This window comes from Cryobacterium glucosi (genome assembly GCF_004402235.1).
Taxonomy (GTDB): Bacteria; Actinomycetota; Actinomycetes; order Actinomycetales; family Microbacteriaceae; genus Cryobacterium; species Cryobacterium glucosi.
This window is the reverse complement of record NZ_SOFS01000045.1, coordinates 1-15,851: the sequence shown is the minus strand read 5'-3', so window position 1 is coordinate 15,851 and position 15,851 is coordinate 1. Positions and strand designations below refer to the sequence as shown.

Genomic DNA, 15,851 nt, shown 5'->3' with positions numbered 1-15,851 from the left:
ACCGTCTCCCAATCGAAAGGTCTTACACACAGTGGTGCAAAAAACCGCAGATGCCGGCTACCGAATCGAACACGACACGATGGGCGAGGTGCAGGTTCCCGTCGACGCCCTCTACGGCGCCCAGACCCAGCGGGCCGTTGAGAACTTCCCGATCTCCGGCTCCGTCCTCGAACCCGCGCAGATCTCGGCCCTCGCCCGCATCAAGAAATCCGCCGCCCTCGCGAACGCGCAGCTCGGGGTGCTCGACGGCGACATCGCCGAGGCGATCGCCGGAGCAGCAGACGAGGTCATCACCGGTCTCTACGACGACCAGTTCCCGATCGACGTCTACCAGACCGGCAGCGGCACCTCCTCGAACATGAACATGAACGAGGTGCTCGCGACCCTCGCCACCCGCACCCTCGGCCGCCCGGTGCACCCGAACGACCACGTCAACGCCTCACAGTCCTCGAACGACGTCTTCCCCACGTCGGTGCACCTCGCCGTCACGAGCGCGCTCATCGACGACCTCATCCCCGGGCTCGACCACCTCGCCGTCGCCCTCGAGGCCAAGTCGGTGCTCTGGGCCGATGCCGTCAAGGCCGGCCGTACCCACCTGATGGACGCGACCCCGGTCACCCTCGGCCAGGAGTTCGGCGGCTACGCCCGCCAGATGCGGCTCGGCATCGAGCGCATCCGCAGCGCCCTCCCCCGCGTCGCCGAGGTGCCCCTGGGCGGCACTGCAGTGGGCACCGGCATCAACACCCCCGCCGGCTTCCCCCAGCTCGTGATCGAGCTCCTGGTCGCCGAGACCGAGCTTCCCGTGACGGAAGCGCGCGACCACTTCGAAGCGCAGGCCAACCGCGACGGCCTCGTCGACGCATCCGGTGCCCTGCGCACCATCGCGGTCAGCCTCACCAAGATCTGCAACGACCTGCGCTGGATGGGCTCCGGCCCCAACACCGGCTTCGGCGAGCTGCAGATCCCCGATCTTCAGCCCGGCTCCTCGATCATGCCCGGCAAGGTCAACCCGGTCATCCCCGAGGCCGTGCTGATGGTCTGCTCCCGCGTGATCGGCAACGACGCGACCGTGGCCTGGTCGGGCGCGTCTGGCTCCTTCGAGCTCAACGTGGCCATCCCCGTGATGGGCACCGCGCTGCTCGAGTCGATCCGCCTGCTCTCGAACGCGACACGGGTGCTCGCCGACAAGACCATCGACGGGCTCGAGGCCAACCTCGACCGGGCGAAGGCCCTGGCCGGCTCCTCCCCCGCCATCGTGACGCCGCTCAACCGGGTGATCGGCTACGAGGCCGCGGCGAAGGTCGCCAAGCACGCGGTCGCGAACGGCGTCCCCGTGCGCCAGGCCGTCATCGACCTCGGTTTCGTGGAACGCGGCGAAGTCACCCTGGCCCAGCTCGACACGGCCCTGGACCTGCTCAGCATGACGCGTCCCCCCGCGCGCACCGCCTAGCCCCGGTACCTTTCCGGTCGAGGGCGCCCTTTCCGCGGGTCACTCTCGACCGGAAAGGGCACCTTCGCCGGATCGCGGGGTCAGTTCGGGTCGTTGCCCTCGAGCATCTCGGTGACGAGCGCGGCGATCGCGCTGCGCTCCGAGCGGGTAAGCGTCATGTGGGCGAACAACGGATGCCCCTTGAGCGTCTCGATCACGGATGCGACGCCGTCGAAGCGGCCGACCCGGAGATTGTCCCGCTGGGCGACGTCGTGGGTGAGGACCACCCGCGAGTTCTGCCCGATGCGACTGAGCACGGTGAGCAGCACGTTGCGCTCGAGCGACTGCGCCTCGTCGACGATCACGAACGCGTCGTGCAGCGAACGGCCCCGGATGTGGGTGAGCGGCAGGACCTCGAGGATCCCCCGCTCGAGGACCTCTTCGAGCACGTTCTCGGACACGAGCGCGCCGAGGGTGTCGAAGACCGCCTGGGCCCACGGGCTCATCTTCTCACTCGCGTCACCGGGCAGATAGCCGAGTTCCTGGCCGCCGACCGCGTAGAGCGGGCGGAACACCATGATCTTGCGATGCTGCTGGCGTTCCAGGACGGCTTCGAGTCCCGCACAGAGCGCGAGCGCCGACTTCCCCGTCCCCGCTCGCCCTCCCAGGGAGAGGATCCCGATCTCAGGGTCGAGCAGCAGGTCGATCGCCAGGCGCTGCTCGGCCGACCGGCCCTTGAGTCCGAACAGGTCCCGGTCGCCGCGCACGAGCCGCATTTCGCCCTTACCGGTGACCCGGCCGAGCGCCGAGCCGCGGTCAGAATGGACCACGAGGCCGGTGTTGATCGGCATGTCCTGCACCAGACGGGTGTTGAGCACCTCGTTGTCGTAGAGTTCGCTGATCTGGTTCGACCCGAGAGTGATCTCGTCCATCCCCGTCCAGCCGGAATCGACCGCGAGCTCGTGTCGGTACTCATCCGCGAGCAGGCCGATCGATGCCGCCTTGACCCGCAATGGCAGGTCCTTGGAGACGACCGTGACGGCGAGGCCGTCGTTGGCGAGGTTCATCGCGACCGCGAGGATCCTCGAATCGTTGTCGCCGAGTTGCAGGCCCGAGGGGAGCACCGACATGTTGGAGTGGTTCAGCTCGACACGCAGGCTGCCACCCTCTCCGACCGGGATCGGGAAGTCGAGGCGTTCATGCTTGACACGCAATTCGTCCAGGAGCCGGAGGGCCTGGCGGGCGAAGTACCCGATCTCCGGGTCGTTGCGCTTGGATTCGAGTTCGGCGATCACGACGACCGGCAGCACGATGGCATGCTCGGCGAACCGGAAGATCGCCTTGGGATCCGACAGGAGGACCGAGGTGTCCAGCACGAAGGTGCGCTCGGTTTGCTTGATGTCGGAAGCCGTCTGGTTCGAACCCTGATAGTCGGTCTGATTAGCGGTCACAACCACTCCCACCCCGTGCCTCGAAAGGCGCGGATTGTGTTGGCGAGCTGGCCACGGGGGTTCTCGAGCCGTACTTATGTGGCCGTCTCGATCAGGCGCCGTACCTGATGGGGATGACGCTACTTACACTCGGTGAATATCGGAAGTGCGACACACACATTGTCACCAGACGTTAATGGGCGCGGCATCTGGGACTCAGTAAATGGCCGCCGTCGCATACGACGTGAATGCCCCGCGCAGCATGTCCACGGTGTCGACGCTGAGCACGGCGTGGGCGCTGAGTCGCACCCGGCCGTCGCGGGTCGTTGCGGTGATCCCGTGGTTGTGCAGGGCGATCGTGAGCGTGTTGAGCTGGGCGGGAGGGGGCTCGAGCACGAGGATCCCGGCCCGCTCGCGTTCATCCCTCGGCGACACCACGGGTACCGCGTACTCGTCGGCGAGGTCGATCAGTTGCGACACGTTGTCCGCGACCGCGGCCTCGATGTTATGAATGCCCGTCACGGCAATCTCTTCGAGAGCCGCGGAGAACCGCGCCTGCGCGATCGCGTCTCCATTGCTGACCCGGAATGCGCGGGCGCTGTGGCTCGGCGGCAGCACCTCGTCCCACGGCTCAGCAACGTCCGTTCCCGCGAAGCCCGAGAACACCGGAACGAGTCGTTCGACCGCACGGTCGCTCAGCGCCAGGAAACCGGTGCCCCAGCCCGAGCGCACCCATTTCTGGCCACCGGATGCGACGACATCCGCCATCTCATAGGCTGCGTCGGTGACACCGAAGCCCTGGATCGCGTCAACGATCAACAGACGGTCGCCGATCACCTGGCGGATGCCGTCGAGGTCCACCCGGAATCCGGTCCGCGAGTCGACGAGGCAGACCGCGACGGCGACCGTCGCCGGCGTGAGCTGCTCGCGGATCTCGCCCGGGGTCACCCTGCCGTGCTCGGTCCCCAGCCAGATCGGGGTCACGACGCGCAGGGCCTCAGCCGCGCGCACGGCAGCAAAGGGGACGGTGGGGAAATCGCCGGGCGAGAGCAGCACGCCCCCGGTCAGGCCGAACATGGCCTGCATGATGCCGGTCGTCGTGTTCGGCTCGCAGACGACCTGGTCGGCCCGGAAACCGGTCACGGCGGAGACGGCCTCGCGCATCCGCTCGTCCTGCTGGAAGAGGTGGTCGAGGCTGCCGAAGCGGGCCCGGGACAGGATCTCGGTCTGGCCGAGGCTCTCGGCCACCACCGTCGCCGAGAGCGGTCCGACGCGGCCGTAGTCGAGGTAACCGGGCTCCTCGACGAACCCCGCGGCATAGGCATCGATCTCGGTCATCCGGTCTCCTAGCTTCCGAAGCGGCGCTGGCGTTTGGCGAAGTCGCGCAGGGCGCGCAGGAAGTCGACCTGGCGGAGGTCGGGTCCGAGCGCCTCGACGAAGTAGAACTCGCTGTGGGCGCTCTGCCAGAGCATGAAATCGCTGATCCGCTGCTCACCGGAGGTGCGGATCACGAGGTCGGGGTCGGGCTGGCCACCGGTGTAGAGGTGCTGGCCGATGAGTTCGGGAGTAAGCGTCTCGGCAAGGTCCGCGAGGGTGTGCCCGTTCTCGAGGTGCGCGGCGACGATGCTGCGCATGGCGTCGGTGATCTCGGTGCGTCCGCCGTAGCCGACCGCGAGATTGATGTGCATGCCCTTCTTGCCCGCGGTGCGGGTCTCGGCGTCGCAGAGCGCCGCGATGAGCGGCGCGGGCAGGCCCTTCTTCGTGCCGACCTGCTGGACCCGCCAGTTGCGCTGGCGCGAGAGCTCTTCGGCGAGCTTGGCGATGATCTTGGTGAGCTCGGAGAGTTCCTCGCTCGGGCGGTTGGTGAGGTTGTCCGAGGAGAGCAGGTAGAGCGTGACCACCGAGATGCCGAGGTCGTCGCACCAGCTCAGGAACTCCCGCATCTTCGCCGCGCCGGCACGGTGGCCGTGTGCGGCGGACTCGAGCCCGAGCTGCCGGGCCCAGCGGCGGTTGCCGTCGATGATCATCGCGACGTGGCGTGGCAGGTTCTCCGGCGTCAGCCCGCGACGAAGGCGGCGCTCGTACAACCGGTAGAGGATGTCGCGCGCCAAGGGGACCTGCCTCTTCTGCACGTATTTACGCTAGCCCACTCGGGCAGCCCGTGCTTCTTCCGGCATGTTCGCTGTCGTATTCTGGCTGCATGGCCGCAGAGAGCAGCACCGGGGACGACGCAACCGCACGACAGCCGCTGAAGGCGCCCGACGACGAGTTCATCCCGCAGCTGCCGCTGCTCGAGTCGGAGGTGCCCCGGCCGGAGGATCTCAAGCCCACCTGGCGCGGCTGGATCCACGCGGGCACCTTCCCGGTCACGATCGTCGCGGGGATCGTGCTTCTGTCCCTCGCAGAGGGACCCGCGGCGAAGTGGAGCTGCCTCGTCTTCGTGATCAGCTCCCTGCTCCTGTTCGGTAACTCGGCGCTGTACCACCGCATCAACTGGAAGCCGCGCACGAAGCTCGTCTTCAAGCGCATCGACCACGCCAACATCTTCCTGCTGATCGCCGGTTCCTACACGCCGATCACGGTGCTCGCGCTACCGCCGTCGAAGTCCGTGCTCCTGCTCTCCCTCGTCTGGGGCGGCGCACTTCTCGGCATCGCCTTCCGGGTGTTCTGGATCACCGCACCGCGCTGGCTCTACGTGCCGTTGTACCTGCTTCTCGGCTGGGGCTCACTGATGTTCATCGTCGACTTCTTCCAGGCGAACGCCGCGATGATGACCCTCATCATGATCGGCGGCCTGTGCTACTCGGTCGGCGCTGTCATCTACGCGCTCAAGAAGCCCAACCCGTTTCCCGGGGTCTTCGGGTTCCACGAGATCTTCCACAGCCTGACCGTTGTCGCGTTCCTCTGCCACTGGGCGGCGATCCTGATCATCGCCACGCATCCGCTCTACCCCTGAGGCTGCTGGGTCTCCCGCGGGGTGGATGCCTCACCCGGGTGCGTCTCCGCCTCGACGCGGGCAGCGAGTTCCGCCTGCAGGCGCTCGGCGATCTCCGCGCGATACGTCGTGCGGCGGATGCGGCGGACCAGATCGAAGCCGAGCAGCACGACGGCGACCACGACGAAGAGGATCGCCAGGAAGCCGGCGGGCCCCGGCGTGACGGTGTCGGGGTTGAATTCGGGCGGCGGCGTGTTGGCGAGCATGAAGCCCGTCACCGCGTCGACGAGGTGCGGGAGCAGGACGGCGCTCATGCCTCGTCCCGGATACCGGCGAACAGATCTGATTCAGGCATGACCGTTTCAACTTTCGATTCGACGAGCTGGAAGTCCTCGTACGGCCACGCCTCACGGATGAGGTCGTTCGGCCAGAAGAAGAAGCTGCTCGTGGGGGAAACCTGGCTCGCGTGGGCTCGCAGCGCCGCGTCCCTCGCGTCCAGGAAGTCGCCGACCGGAACGTGGGTCGTCGCCAGGGCCGGGTAGTTCTTCATCCAGTCGCGGGCCTCCCCGAGCGGCTCGAGCAGCGGGGACTCCGGTTCCTTGACGCTCAGCAGCAGGAAGAGGGCATCAATGCGTTCGAGGTTGAAGATGCGATCGTAGTAGAGCTTGTCGATCTGCCATGGTTCCCCGTCACCCGGGTACCGGGTGGGGTCCGCGGCGGCGCGATACGCGGCCATCGAGACCTCGTGGCAGCGGATGTGGTCCGGGTGCGGGTATCCGCCGTTCTCGTCGTACGTGATCAGGACCTGGGGGCGGAATTCGCGGATGATCCGCACGAGCGGTTCCGCGGAGAACTCGAGGTCGATGGTCGAGAAGGAATTCGGCGGGACCGAACCGTCTTCGTTCATGCCGGAATCCTGGTAGCCGAGCCACCGGTGTTCGATGCCGAGGGCCTGCTGCGCCTGGCGCATCTCCCGTCGGCGCAGGCCGGCCATGTCTCGCTCGGCCATCGCCGTGTCTGCGAGGGCGTCGTTGAGGATGCTGCCGCCCTCTCCGCCCGTGCAGCTCACGACCATGACCTCGGCGCCGCGGCTCCGGTAGTACGCATAGCTCGCAGCCCCCTTGCTCGACTCGTCGTCGGGATGGGCGTGAACGGCCAGGAGGCGCAGTGTCATCGGACTCCTCAGAAATGGCGGATAACCTAGGGACAAGACTAATCGTTGAACCGTGAGTGTGGAGTCTGAGTGACCGGCAGCAGGAACGTCGACAGCGGTACCCGCAGCGAGGGCACCCTGGATTCCCGGTACGGTCGCGCCCCGAACCGGCGCCTGCGCGACCGTCGGTCCCTGTGGATCACCGCCGGGGCCTTCGCCGTCGTGCTGGTGGGCTGGGTCGTCTGGGTCGGGCTCGGCGCCTCCCAGCCCCTGCTCGAAACCAGGGACATCCGCAACGTCGTCCAGGACGACCGGAACGTGACGGTGACCTTCGAGGCCTCGATTCCGGTGGGGTCACCGGCGAGTTGCGCGGTCGAGGCGCTCAACCAGAGCTTCGCGGTCGTAGGGTGGAAGGTGATCGACCTGCCGCCGAGTGACCAGTATTCACGTACGTTCACGGAGCAGCTACTGACGAGCGAGCCCGCCACCACCGGATTGATTTACCGGTGCTGGCTGACCTAGACTGACGTATTCGCCCCGACGTTCTTCGCCGGGGCGAGCGTTGTTTTCCTGCTGCGATCCGCCCGGAATCACGCACACAACACCGCACGATCACGCACATCCGGTACCACACGCATGACTCGAGCATGAGGAGGAGACCCACCCATGACTACTGAAACCACCGTCACCTGGCTGACGCAGGAGGCGTACGACCGCCTCGCCTCCGAGCTGGAGGCCCTGAGCACCGTCGGCCGGATCGAGATCGCGAAGAAGATCGAATCCGCGCGTGAAGAGGGCGACCTCAAGGAGAACTCGGGGTACCACGCGGCGAAGGACGAACAGGGCAAGCAGGAGGCGCGCATCCGCACGCTCATCGTGCTGCTCCGCAACGCCGAGGTCGGCCACGCCCCCGAGAGCAAGGGCGTTGTCGAGTCCGGAACCGTGATCACCGCCACCATCGCCGGTGACGAGGAGCGCTTCCTGATCGGCAGCCGCGAGATCGCCGGCGACAGCGACCTCAACGTCTACAGCGAGCAGAGCCCGCTCGGCGCCGCGATCCTCGGCCTCAAGGTCGGATCGAAGACGAGCTACACCACCCCGAACGGCAAGGAAATCGCCGTGGAGATCTTCGCCGTCGAAACCTGGGGCGGCGACTAGCAGCATCCGCGGCAACTGTGGCCGTTACGGTCGACTGCGCCCCGTGCACGGGCCGCAGTCGACCGTAACGGCCACAGTCGTCCCGCGACGCGACCCTCAGTCGATCTGGGGGTCGTAACCGGCCGAGGTGAGTACGTCGACGACGTGCTGGCGGTGGTCGGGGCCGCGGGTCTCGACGCTGACGTTGAGTTCGACCTCGCTGATCTGCAGTCCGACGCCGTGCCGGGTGTGCAGGACCTCGACGACATTGGCGTGCGCTTCGGCGAGCAGCTCGGAGATGCGGGCGAGCTGTCCGGGGCGGTCCGGCAGCATGATGCGCAGGGTGAGATACCGACCGGATGCCGCAAGGCCGTGGCTGATGACACGCTGCATCAGCAGGGGGTCGATATTGCCCCCGCTGAGGATCGCAACGGTGGGGCCATCCGGGGTGACCTTGCCGGCCAGGATGGCTGCGACCGCGACGGCGCCGGCCGGTTCGACGACGAGCTTCGCGCGTTCGAGGAGCACGAGAAGCGCACGGGCGGTGTCGTCCTCTGTGACGGTGACGATCTCGTCGACCACGTCCCTGATGATCTCGAAGTTGAGCAGCCCCGGCTTCGCTACGGCGATGCCGTCGGCGATCGTCGGCAGGATCGGCACCTCGATCGCCTTCCCTGCCTCGATGGATGGCGGGTAGGCGGCGGCGTTGGCGGCCTGCACGCCGATGATCCGGATCGTGCGACCGTCGAGGAGCGCCTTCTGCTTCAGCGCGCTCGCGACGCCGGAGATGAGTCCGCCGCCGCCGATCGGGACGACGACGGTGTGCAGGTCGGGAACCTGGTCGAGGATCTCGAGGCCCAGCGTTCCCTGGCCGGCGATCACGTCCGCGTGGTCGAACGGCGGGATCAGGATCGCACCGGTCTCCGCGGCGTACGCCGCGGCGGCAAGCAACGGCTCGGCGACCGTGCTGCCCCGGAGGATGACGTGCGCGCCATAGTCCCTGGTGGCCTGGAGCTTGGGCAGGGCGACGCCGACGGGCATGAAGATCGTGGCCTTGATGCCGAGCTCGCGGGCGGCGAACGCAACGCCCTGGGCGTGGTTCCCGGCCGAGGCCGCCACGACGCCGTGTTCCTTCTCCTCGTCGGTGAGCTTCGAGAGGCGGTTGTACGCTCCACGGATCTTGTACGAACCGGTGCGTTGCAGGTTCTCGCACTTGAGGTGCACCTCGGCGCCGAGGACCGCGCTCAGGTAGCGGGAGCCTTCCATCGGGGTCACGGCGGCGACCTGGGAGACCACGGCGCGGGCGGCTTCGAACTCGGCGAGGCTCGGCCCGACGAGGGACAGGTTGGTCATGGGGTGCCTTCGGTAGTGGTCGTGCTGGACGGATTTCTTCTGGTCCTGGTGAAGCCGGGTCGTTGCGGGACGGTCCGCCACAGCGGCGATCCGGTACCCCGCGGAACGTCAGGGAGGTCGGCACGCCAACTGCCGCCCTGAATGTAGTTGATCATGACATTGAGCACGGCCGCGACCGGAACCGCGAAGAGCGCCCCCGGGATCCCGGCGAGCAACGAACCCGCAGCGACGACGAGCACAACGCCGAGCGGATGCACCTTGACCGCCGTTCCCATGATGAGTGGCTGGAGGACGTGCCCTTCGACCTGCTGGACCAGGAGCACGACCCCGAGCATGGCGAGCGCGATCGGCCAGGAGTTGAAGAGCAGAGCGATCACGACGGCGACGGCGCCGGTCGCGACGGCGCCCACGATCGGGATGAAGGAACCGAGGAAGACCAGGACACCGATCGGGATGGCGAGCGGGACGCCGAGCAGGAACGCGCCGAGCCCGATGCCGAGGGCGTCGATCGAGGCGACGAGGATCTGCACCTTCGCGAAATTGCCGAGGGTGGTCCAGCCGGCCTGCCCGGCGCCGTCGATCGCCGCCCGTGCCCGCCTCGGGAAGATCCGCACGATCCAGGCCCAGATTCCGGGGCCGTCGATCAGGAGGAAGAGCAGGCTGAAGAGCGTGAGCAGCAGCCCGGTGAGACCGTGGCCGAGCGAGGTGCCGAGCGAGAGTGCGCCGCTCAGGAAGACCTGGCTGTCGGCCTGGATCGCCGCAAGCGCCTGCTGCAGGTAGTCGTTGATCTGCGGTTCCGTGAGGTGCAGCGGTGACGCGAGCAGCAACGCCTTGAGGTCGCCGTAGGAGCCGGCGAGCCGGTCGCTGAGGCCGGAGAGGCCGCCGGCGAGCTGGGTCGCCGCGAGCGTGATCAGGGCGGCAGGGACGAGGAGAGTGGTGAGCACCGCGACGGCGATGGCCAGGCCCTTGGGCCAGCGGTGCCGCACGAGAAAGGAGACGAAGGGCGCCACGATCGAGGAGACCAGCACGGCGATGAGCAGCGGGATGACGATGAGCCGGAGCTGCACGACGACGAACAGGAAGACGGCGATGACGGCGAAGACGGCGAGGAGCCGCCACGACCACGCGCCGGCGAGCCGGATTCCCGCCGGGACGTTCTCATCGACGCCGTTCGGCGGAGCAGAGACGACGGCGATCGCTGCCGCTCCGGCCCGTTCGCCGGCCGCGGTGCGAGCTCCCGTGCCTGGCCCGCTGCCGGGCTCCCGGCCGATCGGGGCGGCACGTCTGCGCCGCCCGGTGAGGAGTGCGCTCCAGCCCGGCCTACCCGCGGATTCCGTCATCGGACCAGTCTAGGCAATCGGAGGCAGTCACTGTCCCCGGTCCTCGCTAGGGTCGAGGAATGGTCCAGTCCCTCTCCCCCGCACTCGCCAGGCGCGTGGCCCTGGCCGCCCAGGGATTCGGGCGTCCCGTCCCGGCCGCCCCGGGCATCCGCCAGCTGGACGCCCTGGTGACGCGGCTCGGCCTGTTGCAGATCGACTCGGTCAACGTCTTCGAGCGCAGCCATTACCTGCCGGCGTTCAGTCGGCTCGGCGGCTACGACAAGGCGCAGCTCGACCGGCTGACCTTCGCTGTCGGCAAGCAGGCCCGCTATACCGAGTACTGGGCGCACGAGGCCTCGTTCGTGCCCCTCGAGAGCTGGCCGCTGTTCGCCTGGCGGATGGACGATTTCCGCGAGCGGTCGGCGCGGACGCCGGGCGGCTGGTCGCAGGGCAACCGGCCGATGCTCGACTGGCTGCTCGCGGAACTGGCCGATAAGGGCCCGTTGCCGGCGAGTGCGATCGAGCACGACGCGAACAAGCGCAGCGGCCCGTGGTGGGGCTGGTCGGACGTCAAGAGCGGTCTCGAGACGCTGTTCCGCTGGGGCGACGTCGTCACCGCGGGCCGCAGCCGGTTCGAGCGGGTCTACGCGCTGCCTGGACAGGTTCTTTCCCAGGAGCTGCTGGCCCGCCGGGTGCACCGGGACGATGCACATCGCGAACTCGTCCGCCGGTCGGCGCGGGCGCACGGCATCGGCACGGCGAAGGACTTCGCCGACTACTTCCGCCTGAAGACGCCGGCGACTCTCGTCGCGATCCATGAACTCGAGGACGCCAGCGAGCTGATCCCCGTCGTCGTGCCCGGCTGGGGCCCGGGTGGCACGCCCGGTGCCGCCTGGCTGCACCGGGACGCCCGGCTGCCGCGGTCCCTGGACGCCGCGGCGGTGCTCTCGCCGTTCGACCCCGTGGTCTGGGACCGGGCCAGGGCTCTCCGCCTGTTCGGATTCCACTACCGGATCGAGATCTACACCCCCGAACCGAAACGGGTCTTCGGGTACTACTCGCTGCCGATCCTGCTCGGCGACACCCTCGTCGGGCGCGTCGACCTCAAGAACGACCGGCAGGCAGGCGTGCTGCGCGTTCAGGCGGCCTGGGCCGAAGCGGATGCCCCGGCCGACACCGCAGAACGCCTCGCGCCGGTGCTGCGCGCGACCGCCCTCTGGCAGGGACTCACCGAGATCACGGTCGCGCAGCGGGGTACCCTCGCGCCGGCGCTCGCCGCCCTCCTCGCCTGAGCGCAGTCGTCAGAACTTGTTGCCCATGGCGTGCAGGCGGTCGATCCGGTCCTCGATCGGCGGGTGCGTGCTGAACAGCTTCGCCATCATGCCGGGCTTGAGCGGGTTCGCGATCCACAGGTGCGCCATCGACGTGTTCTGCTTCTGCATCGGGCGCCCGTAGGTCTCGAGCTTGGCGAGGGCGCTCGCGAGGGCATCCGGATGCCGCGTCGTCAGCGCGCTCGTGGCATCGGCGAGGTATTCGCGCTGCCGGGAGACGGCGAGCTGCACCATGCTGGCGACGAGCGGTGCCACGATCATCGCGACCAGGCCGAAGACCATCACGACGGGGTTGCCGTTGTTGTTGTTATTGCGACCGAAGAACGCCATCCGCAGGAACATGTCCGAGATGAAGCCGACCGCGACGACGAGGCCGAACACGACCATCGACACCCGGATGTCGTAGTTGCGGACGTGCCCGAGTTCGTGGGCCATCACGCCCTCGAGTTCGGAGTCATCCATGATGGCGAGCAGGCCCGTCGTCGCGGCGACGATCGCGTGCTGCGGGTCGCGCCCGGTCGCGAACGCGTTCGGCGCGGGGTCGTTGATGATGTAGATCTCCGGCATCGGCGTTCCGGTCGTGATCGACAGGTTCTCGACGGTGTTCCAGAGCCGCGGATGCTCCGCCTTGCTGTTCACCCGGATGCCGCCGCTCATCGCGATCGCCTGGCGCCCGGCCGCGAAGTACTGCACGAGGGCGTAACCCGCGGCGACGACGATCGTGAGGATCAGGATGCCGTAGCCGCCGCGACCGTAGACGGCGTTGGCAATCCAGCCGAGGCCGGCGATGATCCCCAGGAAGAGGATGATGATGAAAACGGTGTTGCGCTTGTTCCGCGCGATCGCACTGTACATCTGGGCCTGCCGCTAGAACTGGACGCGAGGCGGCTCCGCGATGGCTGCGGAGTCGGTGACCTCGAAGAAGTCGCGCTGGGTGAATCCGAGGTTCTTCGCGATCAGGTTGTTCGGGAAGACCTGGATCTTCGTGTTGAGCTCCCGCACCCCGCCGTTGTAGAAGCGGCGCGACGCCTGGATCTTGTCCTCGGTGTCGACGAGCTCAGCCTGCAGCTGCAGGTAGTTCTGGCTGGCCTGGAGCTGCGGGTACGCTTCCGCGACCGCGAAGATGCTGCGCAGGGCGGACTGCATGTGGTTCTCGGCGGCCGCGGCATCCGCAGGGGTCGTCGCACTGATCGACTCGGCGCGGGCCTTGGCGACGTTCTCGAAGACCGCCTTCTCGTGCGCCGCGTAGCCCTTGACCGTCTCGATGAGGTTCGGGATGAGGTCGGCACGCCGCTTGAGCTGCACCGTGATGTCGCTCCACGCTTCGTCCACCCGCACCTTGAGGGTCACGAGGGAGTTGTACGTCGCCCAGAAGTAGATTCCGACGATGACGACAAGCACAACAACGATGAGTAGCGGGATGAGCCATTCCATGGCAGCGTCTCCTTGTATTTCAGCGGTGCGAGCGAGCGGGCCGCGGCGGCATACGAACAATGGTGCCATCATAACGACGCCGCCTGACACTCTCATCCGCTTCCCACCAGACTCCAAGAAACACCCCCGATCCATGGTTCTTTCCGGCCGAACCGGCGAATAATCAAAGGCATGAGCCATCTGTCTGCGCCCGCGGTCCACGTGACGGACCTGTTCGCCCGCCGGGGCAGGCATCCGGTGCTGCACGGGTTGAGCCTCACGGTGCCCCGTGGCCTCGTCGTGGGCCTGATCGGGCCGAGCGGATGCGGCAAGACGACCCTGATGCGCTCGATCGTCGGCGTCCAGCTCGTGCAGTCCGGGGAGGTCACCGTGCTCGGCCGCCCCGCCGGCTCCGTCTCGCTCCGGAACAGGGTCGGTTATGTCACGCAGGATGCGAGTGTCTACGACGATCTCACCGTGCGGCAGAACCTGAGGTACTTCCGGTCGGTGCTCGGCGCCCCCGCGAGCGATGTCGACCGGGTGATCGACGCGACCGACCTGGGAAGATATGCCGGCCAGCTGGCGGGTTCGCTCTCCGGCGGCCAGCGCAGCCGGGTGTCGCTCGCCGGCGCCCTGCTCGGGTCCCCCGAGCTGCTCGTGCTCGACGAACCCACCGTCGGCCTCGACCCGGTCCTCCGGGTGGAGCTCTGGGAGCTGTTCCACCGGCTCGCGGCCGGAGGGACGAGCCTGCTCGTGTCGAGCCACGTCATGGACGAAGCGAGCCGCTGCGACCGGCTGCTCCTGATGCGGGACGGTGAGATCCTCGCAGACGACACCCCGGCCGGGCTGCTCGCGTCGACCGCGACCGACGACGTCGAGGCGGCGTTCCTGAGCCTGATCCGGCGGCATCCGTCGCCAGAAGACCCGCAAGCCGATGACCCGTCGTCCGAAGGCCGGCCGACCGGGACCGGGTCGACCGGATTCGATGGTGCGCTGTGAACCCGCGCCGTACGCTCGCAACGGCCGGACGGGTGCTCGCCCAGATCCGGCACGACCCCCGCACGATCGTGCTGCTCCTCGTCGTCCCGAGCCTGCTGATCGGCCTGGTGGCGTGGATCTTCTCCGACACGCCCGTGTTCGACAGGATCGGGCCGGCGATGATCGCCCTGTTCCCGTTCATCGTGATGTTCCTCGTGACGAGCATCACGACCCTGCGGGAACGCCGCACCGGGACGCTGGAACGGCTGCTCTCGATGCCGCTCGGCAAGGGCGACTTCATCCTCGGCTACACCCTCGCCTTCGGGCTGCTCGCGGTGCTGCAGTCCGCGGTCGCGGTCGGGTACGCGGTCTGGGTCTGCGGCCTCACGATCGCCGGTTCGGTCTGGTTGCTTCTCGCGGTCGCCGTCGCCGACGCGGTTCTCGGCACGACATTCGGGCTGCTCGCGAGCGCGTTCGCCCGCACCGAGTTCCAGGTCGTGCAGTTCATGCCCGCGCTCGTGTTCCCGCAGATCCTGCTCGGCGGTATCTTCCTCCCCCGCGACCAGCTTCCGGACGCCCTGCGGATCATCAGCGACTGGCTTCCGCTCTCGCACGCGATCGACGCCCTCCAGGCGGTCGCCTCGAATTCGCAGGACGCCGCGTACATCGGCGGCGAACTGCTCATCATCGGGGCGTGGATCGTGGGAGCGGTCGTCGTCGGCTCGATCACGCTCCGCCGCCGCACCCCCTGACCCATCCCCCGCCGCGGATTTCGGCGGGCGGGAACGGGCGGGAACCGGACGCCGGTCAGCGGGCGGCGAGCACCTTCTGGAGCCAGCGGTACGAGGACTTCGGCGTGCGCTTCCGCTCGGGGTCTGCGAAGTCGACCCGCACCAGGCCGTAACGCTGGGTGTAGCCCGCGGTCCACTCGAAGCCGTCGAGCAGCGACCAGACAAAGGCCCCGCGCATGCTCACCCCCGCCGCCGGCTTGCCCGGTGCAACGGCGTCGAGTGCGGCCACGAGGTGTTCGGCGAGGTAGTCGATCCTGGCCGGGTCGTCGACGGCGCCGCGGCTGTCGACCTGGTCAGGGAAACTCGCTCCGAGGCTCGTGAGGTACACCGGCGGGAGTGCGTCGCCGTACCGGGTCGCGAGCTCGGTGAGGGCGACGCCGAGGTAGTCCGGCGCGATCGCGCGTCCCGCCCCCGTGACCGTGAACTCGCGGAACGGGAGCACGTGGAACGGGAAGGAGACCACGGGCGCGTTCTCGTCGACCCTGCCTGCGTTCGCGGCGGTCCGCGGCCCGACGCCCGAGCCGGCGGCACCCGGTCCGCCAGGGCCGCCCGCCCGGCTCGCCGGCCCGCGGGAGCCGGGAC

The 15,851-nt window shown here is 68.2% G+C and carries 17 protein-coding genes; 7 read left to right on the top strand and 10 right to left on the bottom strand.

Translation table 11 applies throughout. The annotated features are described in order from the left end of the window. The first annotated feature begins 34 nt into the window (after window positions 1-34). Window positions 35-1,450 (top strand): class II fumarate hydratase, encoded by a 1,416-nt coding sequence (locus E3O46_RS17375; protein ID WP_277612986.1) that lies wholly within the window; start codon window positions 35-37, stop codon window positions 1,448-1,450. 80 nt (window positions 1,451-1,530) lie between these two features. Here the strand turns inward: E3O46_RS17375 and E3O46_RS17370 are convergent, their stop codons facing one another. The 3 genes from E3O46_RS17370 to E3O46_RS17360 all read right to left on the bottom strand — a co-directional run bounded on the left by E3O46_RS17370 (window position 1,531) and on the right by E3O46_RS17360 (window position 4,991). Further along, window positions 1,531-2,829: a PhoH family protein gene (locus E3O46_RS17370; protein ID WP_241984953.1), complete on the bottom strand. Its 1,299-nt coding sequence runs from the start codon at window positions 2,827-2,829 to the stop codon at window positions 1,531-1,533. Window positions 2,830-3,075: 246 nt separating this feature from the next. Further along, window positions 3,076-4,197: an aminotransferase class V-fold PLP-dependent enzyme gene (locus E3O46_RS17365; protein WP_134562192.1), complete on the bottom strand. Its 1,122-nt coding sequence runs from the start codon at window positions 4,195-4,197 to the stop codon at window positions 3,076-3,078. Window positions 4,198-4,205: 8 nt separating this feature from the next. After that, window positions 4,206-4,991, bottom strand: coding sequence for an isoprenyl transferase (locus E3O46_RS17360; RefSeq protein ID WP_134449490.1), 786 nt, complete (start codon window positions 4,989-4,991; stop codon window positions 4,206-4,208). Between the two features lie 68 nt (window positions 4,992-5,059). Between E3O46_RS17360 and trhA the strand changes: the two genes are divergently transcribed. Continuing rightward, entirely contained in the window at window positions 5,060-5,815 is a 756-nt protein-coding gene (gene trhA, locus E3O46_RS17355; protein ID WP_134449489.1) for a PAQR family membrane homeostasis protein TrhA, read from the top strand. Here trhA and E3O46_RS17350 read toward each other — a convergent pair. After that, window positions 5,806-6,108 carry a hypothetical protein gene (locus tag E3O46_RS17350; protein ID WP_134562190.1) on the bottom strand — a complete coding sequence of 101 codons (303 nt, stop codon included), beginning with the start codon at window positions 6,106-6,108 and terminating at the stop codon, window positions 5,806-5,808. The genes trhA and E3O46_RS17350 overlap by 10 nt on opposite strands. Further along, window positions 6,105-6,968, bottom strand: coding sequence for a mycothiol conjugate amidase Mca (gene mca / locus E3O46_RS17345; RefSeq protein ID WP_174774567.1), 864 nt, complete (start codon window positions 6,966-6,968; stop codon window positions 6,105-6,107). Before mca ends, E3O46_RS17350 begins: the two co-directional genes overlap by 4 nt. A gap of 69 nt (window positions 6,969-7,037) precedes the next feature. Here mca and E3O46_RS17340 point away from each other — a divergent pair, with 69 nt between their 5' ends. Together E3O46_RS17340 and greA are read left to right on the top strand one after the other, a co-directional pair. After that, window positions 7,038-7,469: a DUF4307 domain-containing protein gene (locus E3O46_RS17340; RefSeq protein ID WP_134449487.1), complete on the top strand. Its 432-nt coding sequence runs from the start codon at window positions 7,038-7,040 to the stop codon at window positions 7,467-7,469. A gap of 144 nt (window positions 7,470-7,613) precedes the next feature. Continuing rightward, on the top strand, window positions 7,614-8,105 hold the full coding sequence (greA, locus tag E3O46_RS17335) for a transcription elongation factor GreA (protein WP_134449486.1): 492 nt from the start codon (window positions 7,614-7,616) through the stop codon (window positions 8,103-8,105). A gap of 96 nt (window positions 8,106-8,201) precedes the next feature. Here greA and ilvA read toward each other — a convergent pair whose 3' ends face one another. Together ilvA and E3O46_RS17325 are read right to left on the bottom strand one after the other, a co-directional pair. Beyond that, a complete protein-coding gene (ilvA, locus tag E3O46_RS17330; protein ID WP_134449485.1) occupies window positions 8,202-9,437 on the bottom strand; it encodes a threonine ammonia-lyase in 1,236 nt (411 codons plus the stop codon). Next, window positions 9,434-10,777, bottom strand: coding sequence for an AI-2E family transporter (locus tag E3O46_RS17325; protein WP_134449484.1), 1,344 nt, complete (start codon window positions 10,775-10,777; stop codon window positions 9,434-9,436). The genes ilvA and E3O46_RS17325 overlap by 4 nt, the downstream gene beginning before the upstream one ends. Before the next feature lie 59 nt (window positions 10,778-10,836). Between E3O46_RS17325 and E3O46_RS17320 the strand changes: the two genes are divergently transcribed. Then, entirely contained in the window at window positions 10,837-12,048 is a 1,212-nt protein-coding gene (locus E3O46_RS17320; RefSeq protein ID WP_134562188.1) for a winged helix-turn-helix domain-containing protein, read from the top strand. A 9-nt stretch (window positions 12,049-12,057) separates the two neighbouring features. On the opposite strand, the gene E3O46_RS17315 is transcribed toward E3O46_RS17320, so the two are convergent. Further along, window positions 12,058-12,942 (bottom strand): M48 family metalloprotease, encoded by an 885-nt coding sequence (locus tag E3O46_RS17315; protein ID WP_134449482.1) that lies wholly within the window; start codon window positions 12,940-12,942, stop codon window positions 12,058-12,060. Between the two features lie 12 nt (window positions 12,943-12,954). Beyond that, window positions 12,955-13,521: a LemA family protein gene (locus E3O46_RS17310; protein ID WP_134449481.1), complete on the bottom strand. Its 567-nt coding sequence runs from the start codon at window positions 13,519-13,521 to the stop codon at window positions 12,955-12,957. A 171-nt stretch (window positions 13,522-13,692) separates the two neighbouring features. Between E3O46_RS17310 and E3O46_RS17305 the strand changes: the two genes are divergently transcribed. Then, entirely contained in the window at window positions 13,693-14,499 is an 807-nt protein-coding gene (locus tag E3O46_RS17305; RefSeq protein WP_134449480.1) for an ABC transporter ATP-binding protein, read from the top strand. Beyond that, the gene (locus E3O46_RS17300) at window positions 14,496-15,230 is read left to right on the top strand and encodes an ABC transporter permease (RefSeq protein WP_134449479.1); all 735 of its coding nucleotides are present in this window, start codon (window positions 14,496-14,498) and stop codon (window positions 15,228-15,230) included. Before E3O46_RS17305 ends, E3O46_RS17300 begins: the two co-directional genes overlap by 4 nt. A gap of 55 nt (window positions 15,231-15,285) precedes the next feature. On the opposite strand, the gene E3O46_RS17295 is transcribed toward E3O46_RS17300, so the two are convergent. Continuing rightward, the coding region (locus E3O46_RS17295) for a family 1 glycosylhydrolase (RefSeq protein WP_134562186.1) at window positions 15,286-15,851 on the bottom strand (566 nt) is incomplete at its 5' end.

Bases quoted from the DNA above. Each gene is read 5' to 3' on its own strand.
- E3O46_RS17365 (WP_134562192.1), bottom strand. From the start codon at position 4,197: ATGACCGAGATCGATGCCTATGCCGCGGGGTTCGTCGAGGAGCCCGGT.
- trhA (WP_134449489.1), top strand. From the start codon at position 5,060: ATGGCCGCAGAGAGCAGCACCGGGGACGACGCAACCGCACGACAGCCG.
- E3O46_RS17350 (WP_134562190.1), bottom strand. From the start codon at position 6,108: ATGAGCGCCGTCCTGCTCCCGCACCTCGTCGACGCGGTGACGGGCTTC.
- mca (WP_174774567.1), bottom strand. From the start codon at position 6,968: ATGACACTGCGCCTCCTGGCCGTTCACGCCCATCCCGACGACGAGTCG.
- greA (WP_134449486.1), top strand. From the start codon at position 7,614: ATGACTACTGAAACCACCGTCACCTGGCTGACGCAGGAGGCGTACGAC.
- ilvA (WP_134449485.1), bottom strand. From the start codon at position 9,437: ATGACCAACCTGTCCCTCGTCGGGCCGAGCCTCGCCGAGTTCGAAGCC.
- E3O46_RS17325 (WP_134449484.1), bottom strand. From the start codon at position 10,777: ATGACGGAATCCGCGGGTAGGCCGGGCTGGAGCGCACTCCTCACCGGG.
- E3O46_RS17320 (WP_134562188.1), top strand. From the start codon at position 10,837: ATGGTCCAGTCCCTCTCCCCCGCACTCGCCAGGCGCGTGGCCCTGGCC.
- E3O46_RS17315 (WP_134449482.1), bottom strand. From the start codon at position 12,942: ATGTACAGTGCGATCGCGCGGAACAAGCGCAACACCGTTTTCATCATC.
- E3O46_RS17310 (WP_134449481.1), bottom strand. From the start codon at position 13,521: ATGGAATGGCTCATCCCGCTACTCATCGTTGTTGTGCTTGTCGTCATC.
- E3O46_RS17305 (WP_134449480.1), top strand. From the start codon at position 13,693: ATGAGCCATCTGTCTGCGCCCGCGGTCCACGTGACGGACCTGTTCGCC.